At 75.6% G+C, this 18574-nt stretch carries 15 protein-coding genes; 11 read left to right on the forward strand and 4 right to left on the reverse strand.

Annotation, left to right across the window (positions count from 1 at the left end):
* The first annotated feature begins 17 nt into the window (after positions 1-17).
* Together aztD and ACMXGY_RS01500 are read left to right on the forward strand one after the other, a co-directional pair.
* The gene (aztD, locus tag ACMXGY_RS01495; protein ID WP_483775120.1) at positions 18-1427 is read left to right on the forward strand and encodes a zinc metallochaperone AztD; all 1410 of its coding nucleotides are present in this window, start codon (positions 18-20) and stop codon (positions 1425-1427) included.
* A gap of 154 nt (positions 1428-1581) precedes the next feature.
* Positions 1582-1863, forward strand: coding sequence for an HU family DNA-binding protein (locus ACMXGY_RS01500; protein WP_483775121.1), 282 nt, complete (start codon positions 1582-1584; stop codon positions 1861-1863).
* 91 nt (positions 1864-1954) lie between these two features.
* Here ACMXGY_RS01500 and ACMXGY_RS01505 read toward each other — a convergent pair whose 3' ends face one another.
* Positions 1955-2326, reverse strand: coding sequence for a hypothetical protein (locus ACMXGY_RS01505; protein ID WP_483775122.1), 372 nt, complete (start codon positions 2324-2326; stop codon positions 1955-1957).
* A gap of 179 nt (positions 2327-2505) precedes the next feature.
* On the opposite strand from ACMXGY_RS01505, the gene ACMXGY_RS01510 reads away from it, so the two are divergent.
* Both ACMXGY_RS01510 and ACMXGY_RS01515 read left to right on the forward strand, forming a co-directional pair.
* Positions 2506-3732, forward strand: coding sequence for a YibE/F family protein (locus ACMXGY_RS01510; RefSeq protein WP_483775123.1), 1227 nt, complete (start codon positions 2506-2508; stop codon positions 3730-3732).
* A gap of 49 nt (positions 3733-3781) precedes the next feature.
* Positions 3782-4732, forward strand: a complete 951-nt coding sequence (locus tag ACMXGY_RS01515) for a ketopantoate reductase family protein (RefSeq protein ID WP_483775124.1) — start codon at positions 3782-3784, stop codon at positions 4730-4732.
* A 49-nt stretch (positions 4733-4781) separates the two neighbouring features.
* Here ACMXGY_RS01515 and ACMXGY_RS01520 read toward each other — a convergent pair whose 3' ends face one another.
* Positions 4782-5375 carry a TetR/AcrR family transcriptional regulator gene (locus tag ACMXGY_RS01520; protein WP_483775125.1) on the reverse strand — a complete coding sequence of 198 codons (594 nt, stop codon included), beginning with the start codon at positions 5373-5375 and terminating at the stop codon, positions 4782-4784.
* Positions 5376-5465: 90 nt separating this feature from the next.
* On the opposite strand from ACMXGY_RS01520, the gene ACMXGY_RS01525 reads away from it, so the two are divergent.
* Complete coding sequence (locus tag ACMXGY_RS01525; RefSeq protein WP_483775126.1) at positions 5466-6290, forward strand: SDR family NAD(P)-dependent oxidoreductase; 825 nt, start codon at positions 5466-5468, stop codon at positions 6288-6290.
* 25 nt (positions 6291-6315) lie between these two features.
* Here ACMXGY_RS01525 and ACMXGY_RS01530 read toward each other — a convergent pair whose 3' ends face one another.
* Entirely contained in the window at positions 6316-6615 is a 300-nt protein-coding gene (locus ACMXGY_RS01530; RefSeq protein ID WP_483775127.1) for a hypothetical protein, read from the reverse strand.
* A 167-nt stretch (positions 6616-6782) separates the two neighbouring features.
* Between ACMXGY_RS01530 and ACMXGY_RS01535 the strand changes: the two genes are divergently transcribed.
* Together ACMXGY_RS01535 and ACMXGY_RS01540 are read left to right on the forward strand one after the other, a co-directional pair.
* Complete coding sequence (locus tag ACMXGY_RS01535) at positions 6783-7472, forward strand: hypothetical protein (RefSeq protein ID WP_483775128.1); 690 nt, start codon at positions 6783-6785, stop codon at positions 7470-7472.
* A gap of 84 nt (positions 7473-7556) precedes the next feature.
* A complete protein-coding gene (locus ACMXGY_RS01540; RefSeq protein ID WP_483775129.1) occupies positions 7557-11615 on the forward strand; it encodes an SCO7613 C-terminal domain-containing membrane protein in 4059 nt (1352 codons plus the stop codon).
* Positions 11616-12008: 393 nt separating this feature from the next.
* On the opposite strand, the gene ACMXGY_RS01545 is transcribed toward ACMXGY_RS01540, so the two are convergent.
* Complete coding sequence (locus ACMXGY_RS01545; RefSeq protein WP_483775130.1) at positions 12009-12524, reverse strand: Lrp/AsnC family transcriptional regulator; 516 nt, start codon at positions 12522-12524, stop codon at positions 12009-12011.
* A gap of 138 nt (positions 12525-12662) precedes the next feature.
* On the opposite strand from ACMXGY_RS01545, the gene ACMXGY_RS01550 reads away from it, so the two are divergent.
* From ACMXGY_RS01550 to ACMXGY_RS01565, 4 genes are read left to right on the forward strand one after another with little or no spacing between them, the layout of a single operon-like run.
* The gene (locus tag ACMXGY_RS01550; RefSeq protein WP_483775131.1) at positions 12663-14108 is read left to right on the forward strand and encodes a thiamine pyrophosphate-dependent dehydrogenase E1 component subunit alpha; all 1446 of its coding nucleotides are present in this window, start codon (positions 12663-12665) and stop codon (positions 14106-14108) included.
* Positions 14105-15139 carry an alpha-ketoacid dehydrogenase subunit beta gene (locus ACMXGY_RS01555; protein ID WP_483775132.1) on the forward strand — a complete coding sequence of 345 codons (1035 nt, stop codon included), beginning with the start codon at positions 14105-14107 and terminating at the stop codon, positions 15137-15139. The genes ACMXGY_RS01550 and ACMXGY_RS01555 overlap by 4 nt, the downstream gene beginning before the upstream one ends.
* A complete protein-coding gene (locus ACMXGY_RS01560; protein WP_483775133.1) occupies positions 15139-16908 on the forward strand; it encodes a dihydrolipoamide acetyltransferase family protein in 1770 nt (589 codons plus the stop codon). The genes ACMXGY_RS01555 and ACMXGY_RS01560 overlap by 1 nt, the downstream gene beginning before the upstream one ends.
* Positions 16905-18569: a carboxyl transferase domain-containing protein gene (locus tag ACMXGY_RS01565; RefSeq protein WP_483775134.1), complete on the forward strand. Its 1665-nt coding sequence runs from the start codon at positions 16905-16907 to the stop codon at positions 18567-18569. Before ACMXGY_RS01560 ends, ACMXGY_RS01565 begins: the two co-directional genes overlap by 4 nt.
* The last annotated feature ends 5 nt before the right edge of the window (positions 18570-18574 follow it).

Raw genomic sequence — 18574 nt, forward strand, 5'->3', positions numbered from 1 at the left:
CGGGCGGCCGACCACCCATGCAGCAGACCGCAACCGACCCGACCGACGCCCACGCCGATCCCGCCGGGGCGATCGCCCCTCCCGGTCAACCCACCGGAGCCCGTGCCCGACGACGCCCGGTCGCCCTCGCGCTCGGCCTCACCCTCCCGCTCGCGCTCGTCGCGGCGTGCGCCCAGGGCGCCGACGCCGAGGGCGGGTCGAGTGATCCGGCCGAGCCCGCGCCGTCGGCCACCTCGGACGTGAGCGAGGCCGCGGCGCTCACGCCGCGCCTCGCGATCACGTACGACGGCGGCGTACAGGTCCTCGACGCCACGACGCTCGAGGTCGTCGACGACCTCGACCTCGACGGGTTCAACCGCCTCAACCCCGCGGGCGACGGACGCCACCTGGTCGTCTCGACGTCGGGCGGCTTCCAGGTGCTCGACCTCGGCACCTGGGCCGAGCCGCACGGCGACCACGACCACTACTACACCGCGGCCCCGGTCCTCACGGACGTGACGTACGCGGCCGAGAAGCCCGGCCACGTCGTCGTCCACGAGGGCCGCACCGCCCTGTTCGACGACGGCACAGGCGACATCACGGTCCTCGACTCCGCCGCGGTGGCGGACCCGCACGGCATCGACGACGCCCGCACGCTCACCACCCCGGCCGCGCACCACGGCGTCGCGGTCGAGCTGACCGACGGCTCGCTCGTCGTCTCCGAGGGCACCGAGGACGCGCGGACGGGAGTCCGGGTCCTCGACGCCGCGGGGGACGAGACCGCTGCGAGCGATCAGTGCCCCGGCGTGCACGGCGAGGCCGTCGCCGCGGACGAGGCCGTCGTCATCGGCTGCGAGGACGGAGCCCTCGTCGTCGCGGGCGGCACGATCACCAAGGTGACCAGCCCGGACGCCTACGGGCGCATCGGCAACCAGGCGGGCAGCGAGGCGTCCCCGGTCGTGCTCGGCGACTACAAGTCCGACCCCGACGCCGAGCTCGAGCGCCCGACCCGCGTCACGCTGATCGACACGCGCGACGCGAGCCTGCGCCTCGTCGACCTGCCCGCGAGCTACACGTTCCGCTCGCTCGGCCGCGGCGACGCGGGCGAGGCGCTCGTGCTCGGCACCGACGGGTCGCTGCACGTCATCGACCCGGAGACCGGCGGGATCGTGCGGTCCGTCCCCGTGCTCGACGCGTGGGAGGAGCCCGAGGAGTGGCAGGAGCCGCGCCCCACGCTGCTCGTCCAGGACGGCATCGCGTACGTCACCGACCCGGCCGGCCGGGCGATCCACGCGGTCGACTACGCCGCCGGCGAGGTGTGGAAGAGCGCCGAGCTCGACGTCGTGCCGAACGAGCTGAACGGGGTGACGGGGAAGCCCGCGCACGGCGCCCACGACGCCGAGGAGCACTCCCACGAGGGTCACGACCACGACCACGACGAGGGCTGAGCGGGGACACGCGACGCCCGTTCCCCGCGAGAAGTCGCGCGAAACTCGGTGTGTTCCCTAGTGTTGTCCCCGGTGCACGGCCTCTCGGCTGGCACACTGAGCCGTGACGACGGGTGGTGACCACCGCGCGTCGTGAACCGAAGAAGGGATTCGCATGTCGCTCAACAAGTCCGAGCTCGTCTCGGCCATCGCCAGCAAGGCCGACCTGTCGAAGGCGGACGCCGAGAAGGCTCTCAACGCCTTCCAGGAGGTCCTCATCGACTCGCTGGGCAAGGGCGAGGCCGTCAAGGTCACGGGCCTCCTGTCCGTCGAGCGCGTCGAGCGTGCCGCCCGCACGGGCCGCAACCCCCGCACGGGCGAGGAGATCTCGATCCCGGCCGGCTTCGGCGTGAAGATCAGCGCCGGCAGCCTGCTCAAGAAGGCCGTCGCCAAGTGACGTCTCGCTGACCGCGCCGCAGGCGGCCGGTCAGCGGCACGAAGGCCCGGAACCCCGCGAGGGGTCCGGGCCTTCGTCGTGCCGTGCGGGCTCAGGCGTGCACGACGTTCGCAAGGATCCCGTGGCTCGTCAGGCGCGTGCCGATCGACTGGTCGACCTCGGAGAACGCCTTGTTCGAGCGGGCGATCCCCACTGCACCGGCCATGGCGCCGTGGCCGGTCGGGCGGTCGATGCGTGCCACGAGCTGGTTCCCGTGGGTCATGAAGTCGACCGTGAAGACGAGGTGCTGGGCCTTGCCCGCGAACGCGCCGAGCCAGAAGGTCTTCTGCTTGCTGCCGCGCTCGGCCGCCCACTGCCCGGTCGGTCGGACGGTGACGGTGAAGCCCTGCTCCTGGAGCGCGGCGTGCAGGTGCTGCTTGGCGACCTCGGGGTCGCCGGAGAGGAAGTAGTCGACCGTGGCCATGGTGGCTCCTCGTGCGTGGTGGTGACGGCGGTGTCGGCGAGGGCGACTGCCCGGCCCCGGGGATGCTACCGCCGCGGGGTCGTCGGCCGGGTCGCCGTCTGTGGCGCGGTCGCGCGCGGTACGGTGCCCGACGGCGCGTGCCGCCCGGCGTCGTCGGCCCGCCGTGGCAGCATCCTCGCGTGAGCGATGCGAGCACGACCACCCACGGCCACGTGCACGGTCCGGCGGCCCCCGCCTCCCGGCGGGTGCGCCTGGTCCTCACCGCGCTGCTCGTCCCCGCGCTGCTCGCGACGCTCGTCGGGCTCGTGGCGCTGTGGCCCGCTGCGGGCGACGTCCCGGACCGGATCCCCGTCGCCGCCGAGGGGAGCACGGTCCTGCGCGCCACGGTCACGGGGCCGGTCGACGAGGAGACGAGCGTCGTCCCGGCGCGCCTCGACGCCGGCTCGCGGGCGAACGGCGAGGACGTCGGCGGCGAGGAGATCACGGTCAACGCCCCGCCCGAGTACGTCGCCTACGGGTTCGACGAGGGCGACCGGCTGCGCGTCCTGTACATCTCCGAGGCTGCCGCCGCGGGTGGCAGCCCGTACGTGTTCCTCGACTTCGAGCGCGGGCTGCCCATCGGGATCCTCGCGGTCGCGTACGCGCTGGTGGTGCTCGCCGTCGCGCGCTGGCGCGGGCTCGCGGCGCTCGCGGGCCTCGCGGGGGCGTTCGTCGTCATCGCGTGGTTCACGCTGCCCGCCCTGCTCTCCGGCCAGGACGCGCTCGGCGTCGCCCTCGTGACGTCGTCGCTCGTCATGTTCGTCGTGCTCTACGTCGCGCACGGGTTCACGGCGCGCACGTCGACGGCGCTGCTCGGCACGCTCGTCGGGCTCGCCATCACGGCGGTCCTGGGCTGGTGGGGGTCGGGGGCGGCCAACATCACGGGGCTCACGTCGGAGGAGTCCCTGTGGGTGCCGCAGTATGCGCCGTCGCTCGACATCCAGGGGGTCGTGCTGTGCGGCATGGTCCTCGCGGGCATGGGCGTGCTCAACGACGTGACGATCACCCAGGCGTCCGCGGTGTGGGAGCTGCGCGCGGTCGCGCCGCTCGCGACGCGTGCCGAGCTGTTCACCCGGGCGATGCGGATCGGGCGCGACCACATCGCCTCGACCGTCTACACGATCGCCTTCGCGTACGTGGGCGCCGCCCTGCCACTGCTCATGGCCGTCTACCTCTCCGACCAGAACATCGCCACGAGCCTCACGTCGGGGGAGATCGCGGAGGAGGTCGTGCGCACGCTCGTCGGTTCGATCGGCCTCGTCCTCGCGATCCCGATCACGACGGCGATCGCGGCGCTCACCGTCCCCGGGTCGGGTGTGCCCGCGCCGTCGGTCCCCGTGGGTAGGGTCGAGGCCCCCGCGGCGTGACGCCGCCGGGACGGGACGGACGGCCCGGCAGGACCACGAGAGGACGACGGTGAGTACGGAGACAGCAGGGTCGACCGTGAGCGGCCGGGACGTGGCGGTGCTCGGGCCGGGCGGGGTCGGCGGGCTGGTCGGCGCGCTGCTCGCGCGCTCCGGCGCGGAGGTGACCTACCTCGCGAGCGAGTCGACGGCGGCCTCCCTGACCGCGCACGGCGTGCACGTGCGGAGCGCCCAGGTGGGCGACATCCAGGTCCCGGCGCGGGCGACGACGCGGCTCGAGCGGCCGGTCGACGTCGTCGTCGTGGCCGTGAAGCAGACGGCGCTCGCCGACGCGCTCGACCGGGTCCCGGCCGACGTGCTCGGCGACGGCGTCGTCGTGCCGATGCTCAACGGCCTCGACCACCTCGACGTCCTGCGCGAGCGCTACGGCACCGAGCGCGTGCTGCCCGCGACGATCCGCGTCGAGTCCGCGCGCGTCGCACCCGGCGAGATCGAGCACACGAGCGCGTTCGTCGAGGTCGACGTGGCGCCGGGCGGGGTGTCGCCGGAGCGGGTCGAGGCGGTGCGCGCGCTCCTCGACGGCGCCGGGATCGCCACGACGGTGCGGGCCGACGAGACCGCGCTCATGTGGGCCAAGCTCGGGTTCCTCGCGCCGTTCGCCCTGCTCACGACGACGCACCGAGCGCCGATCGGGGAGGTCCGCACCACGCACCGCGCCGAGCTCGAGGCGCTCGTCCGCGAGGTCGCGGCCGTCGCGGCTGCGAGCGGTGCGCCGTCGGACCCCGAGCGCACGATGAGCCTCTACGACCGGTTCGCGCCCGAGGCGAAGTCGTCGATGCTCCGTGACGCGGAGGCCGGGCTGCCGCTCGAGGTCGACGCGATCGGCGGCGCGATCGTCCGCGCGGCGGCCCGGGCCGGCGTCGACGTGCCGCACACGCGGCGCCTGGTCGCGGGCCTCGGCGGGCCGTCGGAGGGCCGCGCGGACGACGTCCGCACCTCGTAGCTGCTCGTAGGGGTCCCGCGGGCGGCTCCCGGGACAGGGCCGCGGGGTGTCAGGCCCGCGCCTGCACGGCCTCGGCGGCGCGCCGGTACACCGCACGGAGGTCCGTGCTGCCGTTGCTCCGCGCCCAGGTCTGCCCGGCGACGTCGAGGCAGGCGATGGCGCTGGCGACGACGGCGTCGGGGGCCGGGTCGCTCGCGTCGTCGGGGTCGATGCCGAGCCGCAGCCGGATGTTCGGGACGAGCTGCTCCTGCCACCGCAGGTGCTTCTCGATGCTGCGGGCGCGCAGCGAGGGCGTCTCGTACATCATCCTCGCGACCTTGAGAGCGACGTCCGGGTCCTGGGTGGAGCCGTCGACCCGCCACAACGCCTCCTGGAGGGCCTCCCACGGGGGAACCGAGAGCGGGATGTCCTCGAGGGCCGCGCGCACGAGCGCGCCCTGGTCCGCGAGGTCGCCGAGGACGATGTCCTCCTTCGTGCCGAAGTAGCGGAAGAAGGAGCGCCGCGAGATGCCGGCCGTCGACGCGATCTGGTCGATCGTCGTCTCCTCGAACCCCTGGTCGAGGAAGAGCTCCATGGCGACCCGCGTGATCTCGGCGTAGACGGCGCGCCGCGAGCGCGTCCACAGCCCGTCCTCGTTGCCCATGCATCGACCCTACACTCGACGCCTCGTTGACACTCGGTGCCACCTAGTCATACGGTGAAGCGTCTGGTTCCTCAGAGCAGGGAGCGCACGATGGGTCGCCGAGACCTCAGCAGTCAGACCGTCGTCGTCACCGGGGCCAGCTCCGGCATCGGGGTTGCGCTCGCCCGCGCTCTCGCAGCCCGCGGGGCGGGCCTCGTGCTCGTCGCCCGACGGCGCGAGCGCCTCGAGCGGCTGGCCGCCGAGCTGGAGGGCACGCACGGGACCGCCGTGACGGTCGTCCCCCTCGACCTGTCCGCGCCGTCGGCCCCCGCGGACCTGCGGGCGGCGCTGTCAGACGCGGGGATCACGGTGACGAGCCTGGTCAACAACGCCGGGTTCGGCACGTTCGGCGACTTCCTCGACGAGGACGCCCGTCGGCTCGGGGAGGAGATTGCCGTCGACGTCTCGGCACCCGTGCAGCTCAGTCACGCGTTCCTGCCCGGCATCGTCGCCGCCCGCGGCTTCCTCATCAACGTCGCGAGCATGGCCGCGTACACGCCCACGCCCCGCATGGCCGTGTACGGCGCCTCGAAGGCGTTCGTCCTCAGCTTCACCGAGTCGCTGTGGGCGGAGCTGCGTGGCACGGGGGTCACGGTCTTCGCCCTCTCACCCGGCGCGACGAGCACCGAGTTCAACGCCGTGGTCGGCACGGACGACGCGACGGCGGGCGCGTCGATGCGCACACCCGACGACGTCGCAGCCACCGCGATGGACCACCTGGACCGCCGCAACCCGGGCCCCGGCGTCATCGACGGTATCGGCAACCGCTTCGGCGCCTCCGTCGTGCGCCTCGCGAGCAGGCGCTCGACGGCGGCGGTGATGCACCGGGTCACGGACCCCGCCCGGCGCAACCGGACGCGGAGCGGCTCACGGTGACGACGACCCTCCCTCAGGCGCGCCGCTAGGGCCGGGGGTCGACGCGGCGCCACGGCTTGTCGTCGCGCCGCGCGCCCGTGCCCGCGGCGCAGCGACGGCAGACCGAGGCGACCTCGTCGGCGTCGCGACCGGTCGCGGGCTGGACGTCGGCCCAGGTGACGTGCGGGAAGCGCGCCAGGCCCTGCCGACTCAGCTGGAGCCCGCACACCGTCTGGTTCGTGCCGCGCTCCCAGGCGTGCACCTCGCCGGCAGGCATCCGGACGCCGTCGGGGTCCGTCCACGTGCCCGTCGCCGCGACGGCGGCTCCCGTGACCCGCCTGCGCATCGTCGACACCTCCCACCGTGTGCGTCCTGGTCCTTCGAACGACCGTAGGTGGCCCAGGGCGGCTCGCACGCGGGACCGCCCCTGGAGGGGCCGGGCGAGTCCGGAGCGGCCCCGTGGGTGCGGGGGTGACCCGGGGGTGTGACCGTGGGGGCGTGAGGGAACGGGTCATGACGACGGTCCTGCGGCCGCTGGGCGCCGTGCTCGGTGCGGCGGCCGGGCTGCTCGCCGCGGTGCGCGGCGGGCGGCCGATCCACTCGCGGGGGGTCGTCGTCCGCGCGAGCCTCGTCGTGGCGGAGGACGAGGCGGGGGCCGACGCCGTGCCGCAGGGCCGGACCGACGCGCTCGTGCGGGTGTCGCTCGCGGTGGGGCTGCCGCGCGGGCTGCCGGACGTCGTCGGGCTCGTGGTGCGCTGGAGCGACGACGGCGCGCCGCAGGACGTGCTGTTCGCGTCCGCCGGTCGCGGGAGACGGACGCGGCACCTCCTCGTCCCGCGGCGCGAGCTCCTCGGCGGGTGGTTCTCCACCCTCATGCCGCTGCGCTCGCCGCACGGCCCCGTCGTGCTCGGACTGCGTCCCGATCGGGCGGCGGGCCGCGCCCTCGGGGCACCGGTGCTCGAGGTGCTCTCGGCGGTCCCCGGCGGCCCCTGGCGGAGGTTCGGCGCACTGGAGCTCCACGGACCGCCCGCTGGGGTCGCGCACGACGGCGACGACCCGGTGCTCCGCTTCGACCCCACCCGGCACGCACCCCACCGCCTGGGGACCTATGCGTGGGAGGACGTGCTGCGGGCACCCGGGTACCTCGCTGCGCGCGCGCCGGGCGGGCCTGCGCGAGGCTCGATGCGCGACCGCGGCGAGTGACCGGTCGAAGGCCTTCACCGGACCGCCACGCGACCCCCTGTGAACAGGTCCCCAGCGGACGCCCAGGTTCGCCAGGATGTGCGCATGAGAGAGCCGTGGGTCGACGTCGCGCTGGCGCGGCTGCCCGAGACGCGTTCCTGCCCCGCGTGCGCCGCGCCGCTCCGCTCGACCCGCTGCGGACGGTGCCTGCTCGACCTCGTCGGCCCTCTCGCGTTCGAGGTGGCCGCCGCTTCGACGGCAGCGGCCTCGGCGCTCGGTCGTCGGCAGGCGGCGCTCGACGCGCTGCGCGCGACCCAGCCCGAGGCAGCGGCGTGGGCCGCACGCGCGGCGGCGGTCGCGCCCCCGGGCTCCGCGGCCGCTCCCTCGACCGCGCCGCTCCCCGCCGCGCCGCTCCCCGCCGCGCCGCTCCCCGCCGTGCCGGCACGGACCGCGCCTCCGCGCCTGGCGCCGCCCGCCGCTGCACAGCGACCCGTGACGTACCGCCCGGCGGCCGGTCCCGTCGTGGGGCGCGCGCCCGTCGCCGCACCCCCGTCGCGGTCGATCGGGCTCCAGCCGGTGCTCGCGGCCGCGGGCGCGGGGCTGCTGTCGGTCGCGACGCTCGTCTTCGTCTTCTTCACCTTCGCGGACGACCTCGCGCTGCGGGCCCTCGTGACCGGGGTCGTCACGGTCCTCACCGTCGGCGCCGCGGTGTTCCTCCGGTCGCGGGGTCTCCGCTCGTCCGCCGAGGCCGTCGCGGGGCTCACCGTCGTCCTCGCGATCGTGGACGTCGAGCTCCTGCTCAGCGCGTGGGCTCTCGCTCCCGCGGGCGCCGCGACGGCGCGGGCCGCGCTCCTCATGATCGTCGTCGCCGCGCTCGGCGTCGTCGGCGACCGGGCGCGGGTGCGCTCGTGGGTGACGAGCGCCGTCCTGCTCGGGCCGCTCGTCCCGCTCGTCGCCGCTCCCGCGGTGGGCGCGTCGTGGGCCTGGGCGACGGCGCTCCTCGTCACCGCAGGCCTCACCGCCGTCGCCGGGCCGGTCGCGGTGAGGTCCGGCGCGCGCGTCGGCAGCACGCTCGCCGTCGAGCGGACGCTCCTCGGTGTCGCGCGCACCATCGCGGTCCCGCTCGGCGTGCTCGTGGGGCTCACGGTCCCCGCGGTGCCCGGCCTGCCGGCCGGGTCGGGCGCGGCGCTCGTCGCGCTCGGCGCCGCGCTCCTGGCGGGCGTGCTGCGCGTCGCGACCGACGAGCGGAGGTGGTTCGGGTTCACGGGCGCGACGGCGGTGCTCGCGGGCGGACTGCTCGGCGTCGGGGGCGAGGACGGCTGGGTCGGGCTCGTCCCGGTTCTCGCGGCGCTCGCCTGGCTCGGGGTGCTGGCCCTCAGCTCGCCGAGGCTCGTGGCGCGTGCGCTCGGCGGGCCGCTGGCGGCGGTGGGGCGCTCGGACGTCCTGCTCGGCGGTGCGGTCGTGGCGCTCCTCGCGGCGGGCCCCGCGCTGGCCCTCGCCGGGCTGCGCGCCGCCGAAGTGCTCGTGACCCCCTCCGGCGGTACCGCGGTCGCCCTCGACGACGCACCGCTCGGGCTCGGTCTCTTCGGGCCGGAGACCTGGGGCGGCGACGTGTCCGTCCCCGCGCTGCTCCTCGGGACGCACGCCGGCCTGGGGGCGGCGCTCGTCGTCTGCCTCGTCGCCGGGCACCTCGCGCTGCGCACGCCGGGCCCGTCCGGACCGGTCATCCCGGCGGGGGCCCGGCCGCACCCGCGCCTCGGTGCGGCACCCGTCGTGCGCACGGGACGCGTCCTCGCACCGTGGATCGCGGTCGCCCTCGTCCTGGCTCTGGTGCTCGATCCGCGCCTCGCGGGTGCGTCGTCCCTCGTGCTGCTCGCGCTCCTGGGCGCCGTGCTCGTCGTCGCGACGGCACGGCCCGTCGATCCCACGACCCCGACGGCCGGTGGCGAGCACGCGCCGGGGGCCCTGGTGCGAGCCGCTCGTCGTGGGCTCGGCGCGGTGCTCCGCCCCGTCGCCGGGCGACTCGTCCCGACGGCGCGCGCGGCGATCCGGCGCGGGCTCGTCCCGGTCGGGGGAGCCGAGCGTCGGGTGTGGCGCGCCGCAGCGACGACCGGGCTCGTCGTCGCGGTCCTGCTGCTCGTCGCCGGGTCCTGGACGGCGCGGCCGACCGCCACGGTCGGGGGCGTCCTCGTCGCGATCCTCCTGCTCGCCGCGCGTGCCGTCGCGCCCCGCGGCCTGCACGCGCCGCTCGTCGCGACCGCGTACGGGTACGCGCTGCTCGTGCTCGGCGCGACGCTCGCGTGGACCGGCGTCGGTGTCGTCGCGGTGCTGTGCACGGTCTCCGGTGTCGCCTCCCTGGTCGCGCTCGCCGTGACCCTCGCGCCGCGGGTGGCGCGGGACTCGTGGTGGGCGGTGCTCGCCGTGACGGCGGTGCCGTTCGTCCTGGGCGTGCTCACCGTCGTCGCGGAGCGCAGCTGGTGGTCCGTCGCGGCGTGCCTCGCGATGCTCGCGCTCGAGGTCGTCCTCGTGGTCTCGAGCCGTCCGGGGACGACCTCGGCACTGCGTGTCCTCGCCGCGTCGCTCGTCCTCCCGACGGCGTCCGTCGCCGTCGTCGGCTCCGGCGCCCTCCTCCTTCCGGGCAGCGGGTCGCCCGTCGTGCTCCCGGTCGTCGCGGTGCTCGTCGCGACCGTGCTCGCGGGTGCGCGGCCTGCGCTGCTCGCTCTCGGTCTCGCCGCGGGGCGGCTCTGGGTCGAGGCGAGCGCGGCGCTCACCGGGGCGATCGCCGTCGGGCTGGCCTACGCCCGGCCCGCCGCCGGGCCGGAGATCGCCGTCGCGGTGCTGCTCGTCCTGGCCGTCGGTGCAGGGCTCGCCGCACGCGAGCGCGACCGGCGCGGGGAGTGGTGGCTCGCCGCCGCCCTCGCGACCGCCGCGCTGTGGACGGCGCTCGCCGCCGCGGACGTCGGCCTCGTCGAGGCCTACACCGCCCCGCCCGCACTGGCCGCGCTCGTCACCGGCGCCGTCGTGGCGCGCCGCGCACCGCGCTGGTGGGAGCTCGCGACGGCGGGCCTCGCGCTCCTCGTCGTGCCGTCGGTGCTCGTCCTCGGCGCTCGGCCGGGGCCCGGTGACCCGCGCGCGTCGATCCTGCTCGGTGCCGGCGCGCTGTGCGTGGTCGTGGGCGTGCTGCTCGTGCGACGCCGGAGCGGCTGGTCGCGGGCGGCGGCGCTGCGGCTCGCCGGGGCCGCCGTCCTCGCCGCGACCGCCGGGACGGTCGAGTCGCTGCACGTCGCGCACGTCCCCGGCAGCGGCGCGCTCTTCGCGCTCGGGCTCGTCTGGACGCTCGCCGGCGGCGCCGTCGCGCTCGGCGCGGGGCTCGTCGCGGTCCGCGTGACCCCCGACCGGTGGTCGGCAGTCGTGCGCCGGTGGGCACTCGCGCCCGCCGGAACTCTCGCCGTGGTGGGGACGGTCGCGAACGTCCGCCCGTCGTGGGGCGCGATCACGACCGTCTGGCTCGTCGAGGTCGCACTGCTCGCCGTGCTCGTCGTCGGGGTGCGCCGAGCCCTCCGCGGCCGGTACGACCTGCCGCCCGCCTGGTTCACGTGGCTCCTCGCGCTCACCGCCGCGATCGGTGCCTGGTCGCCGCGCGAGCTGCGGGTCGAGGTCTTCTCGCTCCCGCTCGGCGTCGGCCTGCTCGTGGCCGGGTACCTCGCGCTCAGCGCCGCCGGCACGCCCGGCTCGGGCCTCGCCGTCGGGCAGGTGGGCGCGTCCGTGCGCCCGACGCCGTCCCTCGCCACGTGGCCGGTCGGGTTCCTCGGGTCGTGGCGCACGCTCGCGCCGGGCATCCTCGCGACCGTCGGACCGTCCGTGCTGGCGACCTACACCGACGCGCGCACGTGGCGCGCGGTGCTCGTCGTCGTGCTCGCGCTCGCGGCCGTGCTGATCGGGACGCGCCGGCATCTCGCCGCGCCGTTCGTCCTGGGCGTCGCGGTGCTGCCCGTCGAGATCCTCGTCGTCTTCGTGTCGCAGCTCGGCACGCGCATCTCCGCCGGGCCGTGGATGCTCACGCTCGCCGCGGCGGGTGGTCTGCTGCTCATCATCGCGACGTACTACGAGCGCCGGATCGCCGCGTACGACGGCGCCGCCGCCTACCTGCGCGACCTGCGCTGACCCGACTCGGTCGGGGCCTCGCGGTGCCGAGGTAGAACCGTGGTTGCGCGAGGTAGAACCTTGGTTCCCCTCCCGAAGAGGGTCTGGTCGGCTGGGTGTCGGGGTGGGCGGGGGCGCCGCGTCGACCATCCGCCGCTCGTTCCTCGCGGCTCCCGCCAGGCCCGACCACGACGCGGTGCCCCCACCCACCCCGCCCGACGTCGTACCACCCTGGTCCGTGGTCACTTCGGGCAAGGGCCGCGGTGGCGTGCCGGTCGGCCGCGCGCGACTCGGGCCCGGCGTCGGCTGACCATGGCTCTATCTCGGCGGACCGCGGTTCTACCTCGACGGGCGACCCGAGCACCGACGGCGCCCTGCTCGCGGACCCGACCACGAGCGACTGAGATCGAGGTCCTATCTCGGAGGGACGGGGTTCTCGCGGTGCGGGGGCGGGGTGGTCCGGGCGCGGCGCTGCTGCTCGATGAGGGGCCGGAGGCGGTAGGGGATGAGCTCGCCCATCGAGAGCGACGTCTCGGTCCGCTCGACGCCGTCGATCGCGAGGATCGCGGCGTCGATGCGGAACAGGTGGTCGGTGTCGCGGCACGCGACGGTGACGCGGAGGTCCGCCGTCCCGCTGCGCCCGTGGGCTTGGACCACCTCGGGGATCAGGGCGAGGTCCTCGACGATCCGGGCCAGCTCCTTCTGGCGGAGCTGCACCTCGACGAACGCCGTGAGCGGGTGCCCGAGGACGTGCGGGTCGATGCGGCGGTCGAGGTCGAGGAACGCGCCCTCGGACTCGAGCCGGGCGAGGCGCGCGGCGACCGTGTTGCGCGAGAGCCGCAGCCGGTCGGCGAGCGCGACGATCGTGGCCCGCGGGTCGTCGGCGAGCGCGAGCAGGAGGTCGAGGTCGACAGCGTCGGCGCTGTGCATGCTGCTTACCCTAGCGGAGTGATCGCGGTCACACTGCACAGCGTGTCGGAGGTCGGTGGAGCCATGTGCGTGACGCGGGTTACGTTCACCTCATCCGGTGCTCGACGGTGAGCACCGGCCCCGAGAGGTGAGGTGGCGATGATGTCCAGCGAACCTGCGGTGCGGACCGGTCCGACGGCGGCGACCCCGCCGAAGGCGCACGACGGTCACCGGGCGGCAACCCCGCGCGACGCACGAGCAGAGCGGAAGGTCCCGGCGCACGAGGTCGTGAAGAGGGGGCCCGTCGACCAGCGCGCGGGTGCTCCGGGCGGAGCGACGCCCGTCGACGGCGGGACGCCCGCGGCCGGCGACGATCCCCGTCCGACCGAGGACACGACGTCGGGCACGACGCCGACGCTGCGCCTGCTGACGGAGGACGGCACGCGCCGCCCGGAGCCGGAGCTCGACCGCTGGCTCGCCGACCTCGACCTCGACGCCCCCGACGAGTCCGCGCGCGACGCGGCTCGGGCGGGGCTGCTGCGGCTCTACGAGGACATGGTCGTGGCCCGCCGCGTCGACGCCGAGGCGACGGCGCTCCAGCGGCAGGGCGAGCTCGCGCTGTGGCCGCCGCTGCTCGGCCAGGAGGCGGCGCAGATCGGCTCGGCCCGCGCGCTGCGCGACGACGACTTCGTCTTCTCCTCCTACCGCGAGCACGCCGTGGCCCGGGTCCGGGGCGCCGCGCTCGTCGACCTGGTGCGCGTGTGGCGCGGCGTCGCGGTGGCCGGGTGGGACCCGTACGCGATCGGCATGGCGCCGACGCAGGTCATCATCGGCGCGCAGGCCCTGCACGCGACCGGCTGGGCGATGGGCGTGCAGCTCGACGTCGACGCGGGCCGCGTCGTCCCCGCCGCGGGGCTCCCCGTGGGCGTCGCGTACTTCGGCGACGGCGCCATGAGCCAGGGCGACGTCAACGAGGCGTTCGTCTTCGCCTCGACGTACCGGTCGCCCGTCGTCTTCTTCTGCCAGAACAACCAGTGGGCGATCTCCGAGCCCGTCGCGCTGCAGTCGCGCGTCCCGCTCGCCGAGCGCGCCCGCGGGTTCGGCATGCCGGGCGTGCGCGTCGACGGCAACGACGTCCTCGCCGTCCTCGCCGTGTCCCGTGCGGCTCTGGACCGGGCGCGGCGCGACGGCGGCCCGACCCTCGTCGAGGCCGTCACCTATCGCATGGGCCCGCACACCACGGCCGACGACCCGAAGCGCTACCGGGACGCCGCCGAGGTCGAGGCCTGGGCGGGCCGCGACCCGGTCGCGCGCTTCGAGGCGTACCTGCGCGGGGTGGGCGTGCTCGACGACGACGCGGCCGCGCACGTGCAGGGCGCCGCCGACGCTGCGGCCGCCGAGCTGCGCGCCGGGTGCGTCGCGCTCACCGACCCGCCGCCGCTCTCGCTCTTCGACCACGTGTACGCCGAGCCGCACGCCGCCCTCCAGCGCGAGCGTGCCGAGTACGCGCACTACCTCGCGTCCTTCGGGGACGACGACGCGGGCGGGCCGGGTACCGAGGGCGACCGATCGCCGTCGGGCACCGGCACGGGGGTGGCGCGATGACCACGACCCTCACGCTCGCGAAGGCGCTCGGCGCCGGGCTCCAGCGCGCGATGACCGACGACGACCGCGTGGTCGTCATGGGAGAGGACGTCGGGAGGCTCGGCGGCGTCTACCGCGTGACGGACGGGCTGCAGGCCGAGTTCGGGCCGCGGCGCGTGCTCGACACCCCGCTCGCGGAGTCGGGCATCATCGGCACGGCGGTGGGTCTCGCGTACCGCGGGTACCGGCCGGTGTGCGAGATCCAGTTCGACGGCTTCGTGTTCGTCGCGTTCGACCAGATCGTGTCGCAGCTCGCGAAGATGCACGCTCGCACCGGCGGGAACGTGCGGCTCCCGATCACGATCCGCATCCCCGTCGGCGGCGGCATCGGCGCAGCCGAGCACCACTCGGAGTCGCCCGAGGCGCTGTTCGCGCACGTCGCGGGCCTGCGCGTCGTGTCGGTCGCGAACCCGCAGGACGCGTACACGGTGCTGCGCCAGGCCGTCGCGTGCGACGACCCGGTGATCTTCTTCGAGCCCAAGCGCCGCTACCACCTCAAGGGTGACGTCGACCTCGACCCGTCCGAGCCGCTCCCCATGGACCGGGCGCGCGTCGTGCGCGAGGGCCACGACGTCACGCTCGTCACGTGGGGCGGCCTCGTCGGCACGGCGCTCGACGCCGCCGTGGCCGCGTCCGACGACGGCGTGTCCGTCGAGGTGATCGACCTGCGGTCGCTCTCGCCCGTCGACCACGACACCGTCGCGGCGTCGGTCCGCAAGACGGGGCGCGTCGTCGTCACCCACGAGGCGCCGCGCCACGCCGGGCTCGGCGCGGAGATCGCCGCGACCGTCACGGACCGCTGCTTCGAGTACCTCGAGGCGGCGCCCGTGCGCGTCACCGGGCACGGCATCCCGTACCCGCCCGCGAAGCTCGAGGGGCACTACCTGCCCGACCTCGACCGCATCCTCGACGGCGTGGACCGCGCGCTCGGCCGGTCCGAGCCGTTCGTCGCCACGGGGGCTTCCCGCACGGTCGAGGCGGTGGCCCGGTGATGACGATGCGCGAGTTCCGGCTCCCCGACCTCGGGGAAGGCCTCACCGAGTCCGACATCGTGAGCTGGCACGTGCACGCCGGGGACCGCGTCGAGCTCAACCAGGTCATCGCCGAGGTCGAGACGGCCAAGGCGCTCGTCGACCTCCCGTCCCCGTACGCAGGAGTCGTCGCGTCGCTGCACGCGGAGGAGGGCCAGACCGTCACCGTCGGCGAGCCGCTCGTGACGTTCGAGGTCGACGACGGCGCCCCGCCCGCCGCCGAACCCGGGGTTGCGGGGCAGCTTGCCGTCGGGGTGACACCGAACCCCGGCCTCGACGCCGAACCCGGGGTTGCGGGGCAACCGGAGCCCCCGGTGCCCTCGAACCCCGGGCTCGATGGTGGGCGGGTCACCGGTGAGCCCGGGTCCGACGACGGGCCCGAGCCGAACCTCGTCGGGTACGGGGCTCGCCCGGACCGCGTCGGCCGGCCGGCGCGTCGACCCCGTCGGACCACCGCTGGCGCCGAACCCGGGGTTGCGGGCCACGACAGGCCCGTGGTGGCCCGTAACCCCGAGCTCGCCGGCACGTCCCTGACCCGCAGCCCCGGGTTCGGCGAGCGACCGGACGACGGCGCGGCGGCGGGCTCGGTGGCCGAGCGGCCCCGGTCGACGCCGCCCGTGCGCGCGCTCGCGAAGAAGCTCGGCGTGCACCTCGAGCGCATCGCCGGCACCGGACGCGACGGGCTCATCACGCGCGAGGACGTCCTGGCCGCCGTGAGCTGCCACCGCGACGTCGTGCGGCAGCCCTCCGCCGCGCACGGCAGCCGCCCCGTGCCGACGGCGGCGCTCGACAGCCCGACGGCGCCCGCGGACGGGACGGGAGACGTGGCTGCGGTCAATCCCGGTCGAGGGGCCACCTCTCACCTCTCGTCGGCCGTCGGCGTCGGAGCCGGTCTCGATGCCGGTCCCGGGCTCGAGCCCGACGTCGTGCCGGTGCGGGGCGTGCGCAAGCACACGGCGGCGGCGATGGTGTCGAGCGCGTTCACGGCGCCGCACGCGACGGTGTTCCTCACTGTCGACGTGACGCGGAGCGTCGAGCTCCTCGACCGGCTGCGCACGCACCGCCTCGCGCGGGGCGCACGGATCACGGTCATGGCGCTCGCGGCGCGGGCGCTGTGCCTCGCGCTCCCGCGCCATCCCGCGCTCAACAGTGCGTGGCGCGACCTGCCCGACGGTTCCGCCGAGATCGTGCGGCACCGCCGCGTGAACCTCGGGATCGCGGTCGCGACGGACCGGGGGCTCGTCGTCCCGCACGTTCCCGACGCGCAGGACCTCGACCTGCCGGACCTCGCCGTCGCGCTCTCCGACCTCACGGTCACCGCTCGCGACGGCCGCACGACCCCCGAGCGCCTGGCCGGCGGCACCATCACGATCACGAACGTCGGCGTCTTCGGTGTCGACGCGGGTACCCCGATCCTCGTGCCGGGCGAGGCGGCCATCCTCGGCCTGGGCGCGGTGCGTCGTCGGCCGTGGGAGCACGACGGTGGCGTCGCCCTGCGCGACGTCGTCACGCTGAGCCTGTCGTTCGACCACCGTGTGGTCGACGGCGAGCAGGGCGCGCGCTTCCTCGCCGACCTGGGTGCGCTGCTCGAGGACCCGGCGCTCGCGCTCCTGGCCGGCGGCTCGACGCTCCCGGCTGCCACGCCGTCCGGCCGAACCCGGGATTCCGTGTCACCGGAGGCCGGTCATGACATGCAGACCAGGGCTCGGCAGGGAGGGGTGGGGGCGTGACCGTGCTGACGACCGCCGTCGACCCGGGTTCCGAGGCGGCCCGGGCGAACGACGCGGCGCAACGGGCGCTCGCCGACGAGCTGCGCGAGCGCACCGCCACCGTCGCGCGCGGCGGCCCGGCGTCGTCGCGCGACCGGCACGTCGCGCGCGGCAAGCTGCTGCCGCGCGACCGCGTCGACCGGCTGCTCGACGAGGGCAGCCCGTTCCTGGAGCTCGCGCCGCTCGCGGGGTACGGCGTGGACGACGGCGCGTGGCCGGCCGCGGGGGTCGTCGCCGGGATCGGCGTCGTGAGCGGACGGCAGGTCATGGTCGTGTGCAACGACGCGACCGTGAAGGGTGGCACGTACCACCCGCTCACGGTGAAGAAGCACCTGCGCGCGCAGGAGGTCGCGCTGGAGAACCGGCTCCCGTGCGTCTATCTCGTCGACTCCGGCGGTGCGTTCCTGCCGCGCCAGGCAGAGGTCTTCCCCGACCGCGACCACTTCGGCCGCATCTTCTACCACCAGGCGCGCCTGTCGGCGGCGGGGATCCCGCAGATCTCGGCCGTGCTCGGGTCGTGCACGGCGGGGGGTGCCTACGTGCCGGCGATGAGCGACGAGACGGTCATCGTGCGCGACCAGGGCACGATCTTCCTCGGCGGGCCGCCGCTCGTGAAAGCCGCGATCGGCGAGGTCGTCACGGCCGAGGAGCTCGGGGGCGGGGAGCTGCACGCGCGGCGCAGCGGCGTCGTCGACCACCTCGCCGACGACGACGAGGACGCGCTCGACCGGGTCCGCCGCATCGTCGCGACGCTCCCGCCGGACCCCGAGCCGGCGTGGGACGTGGTGCCGAGCGAGCCGCCCGTCGTCGGGCACAACGGGCGTTCGCCCGGGCGGCCCGGACCTTCCGTCACGGCCGGCGAAGACCTGTACAACGCCGTGCCGACCGATGTACAGGCCCCGTACGACCCGCGCGAGGTCATCGCTCGCCTCGTCGACGGCAGCCGGTTCGACGAGTTCAAGCGCGAGTACGGCGACACGCTCGTCACCGGGTTCGCGCGCATCCACGGGCACCGGGTGGGGATCCTGGCCAACCAGGGTGTGCTGTTCTCCGAGTCCGCGCTCAAGGGTGCGCACTTCATCGAGCTGTGCGACCAGCGCGGCATCCCGCTGCTCTTCCTGCAGAACATCTCCGGGTTCATGGTCGGCACCGACGCCGAGGCGGGCGGCATCGCGAAGGACGGCGCGAAGATGGTCACCGCCGTCGCGACGACGCGCGTCCCCAAGCTCACCGTGATCGTCGGTGGGTCGTTCGGTGCCGGGAACTACTCGATGTGCGGGCGGGCCTACTCCCCGCGGTTCCTCTGGTCGTGGCCCGCGAGCCGCATCTCGGTCATGGGCGGGCCGCAGGCCGCGTCCGTGCTCTCGACCGTGAAGCGCGACCAGCTCGCTGCGCGTGGCGAGACCTGGGACCCCGGCGAGGAGGCCGCGTTCGGTGACGGCATCCGCGCGGACTACGACGAGCACGGCAGCCCGTACTACGCGACCGCCCGGCTCTGGGACGACGGCGTCATCGACCCCGCCGACACGCGCCGCGTGCTCGGCCTCGCCCTCGGCGTGTGTGCGCGCACGCCCCTGCCCGAGACCTGGACCGGCGACCGGTTCGGGCTCTTCCGGATGTGATCGCC

This window comes from Cellulosimicrobium sp. G4 BAM 1002 (assembly GCF_057126935.1).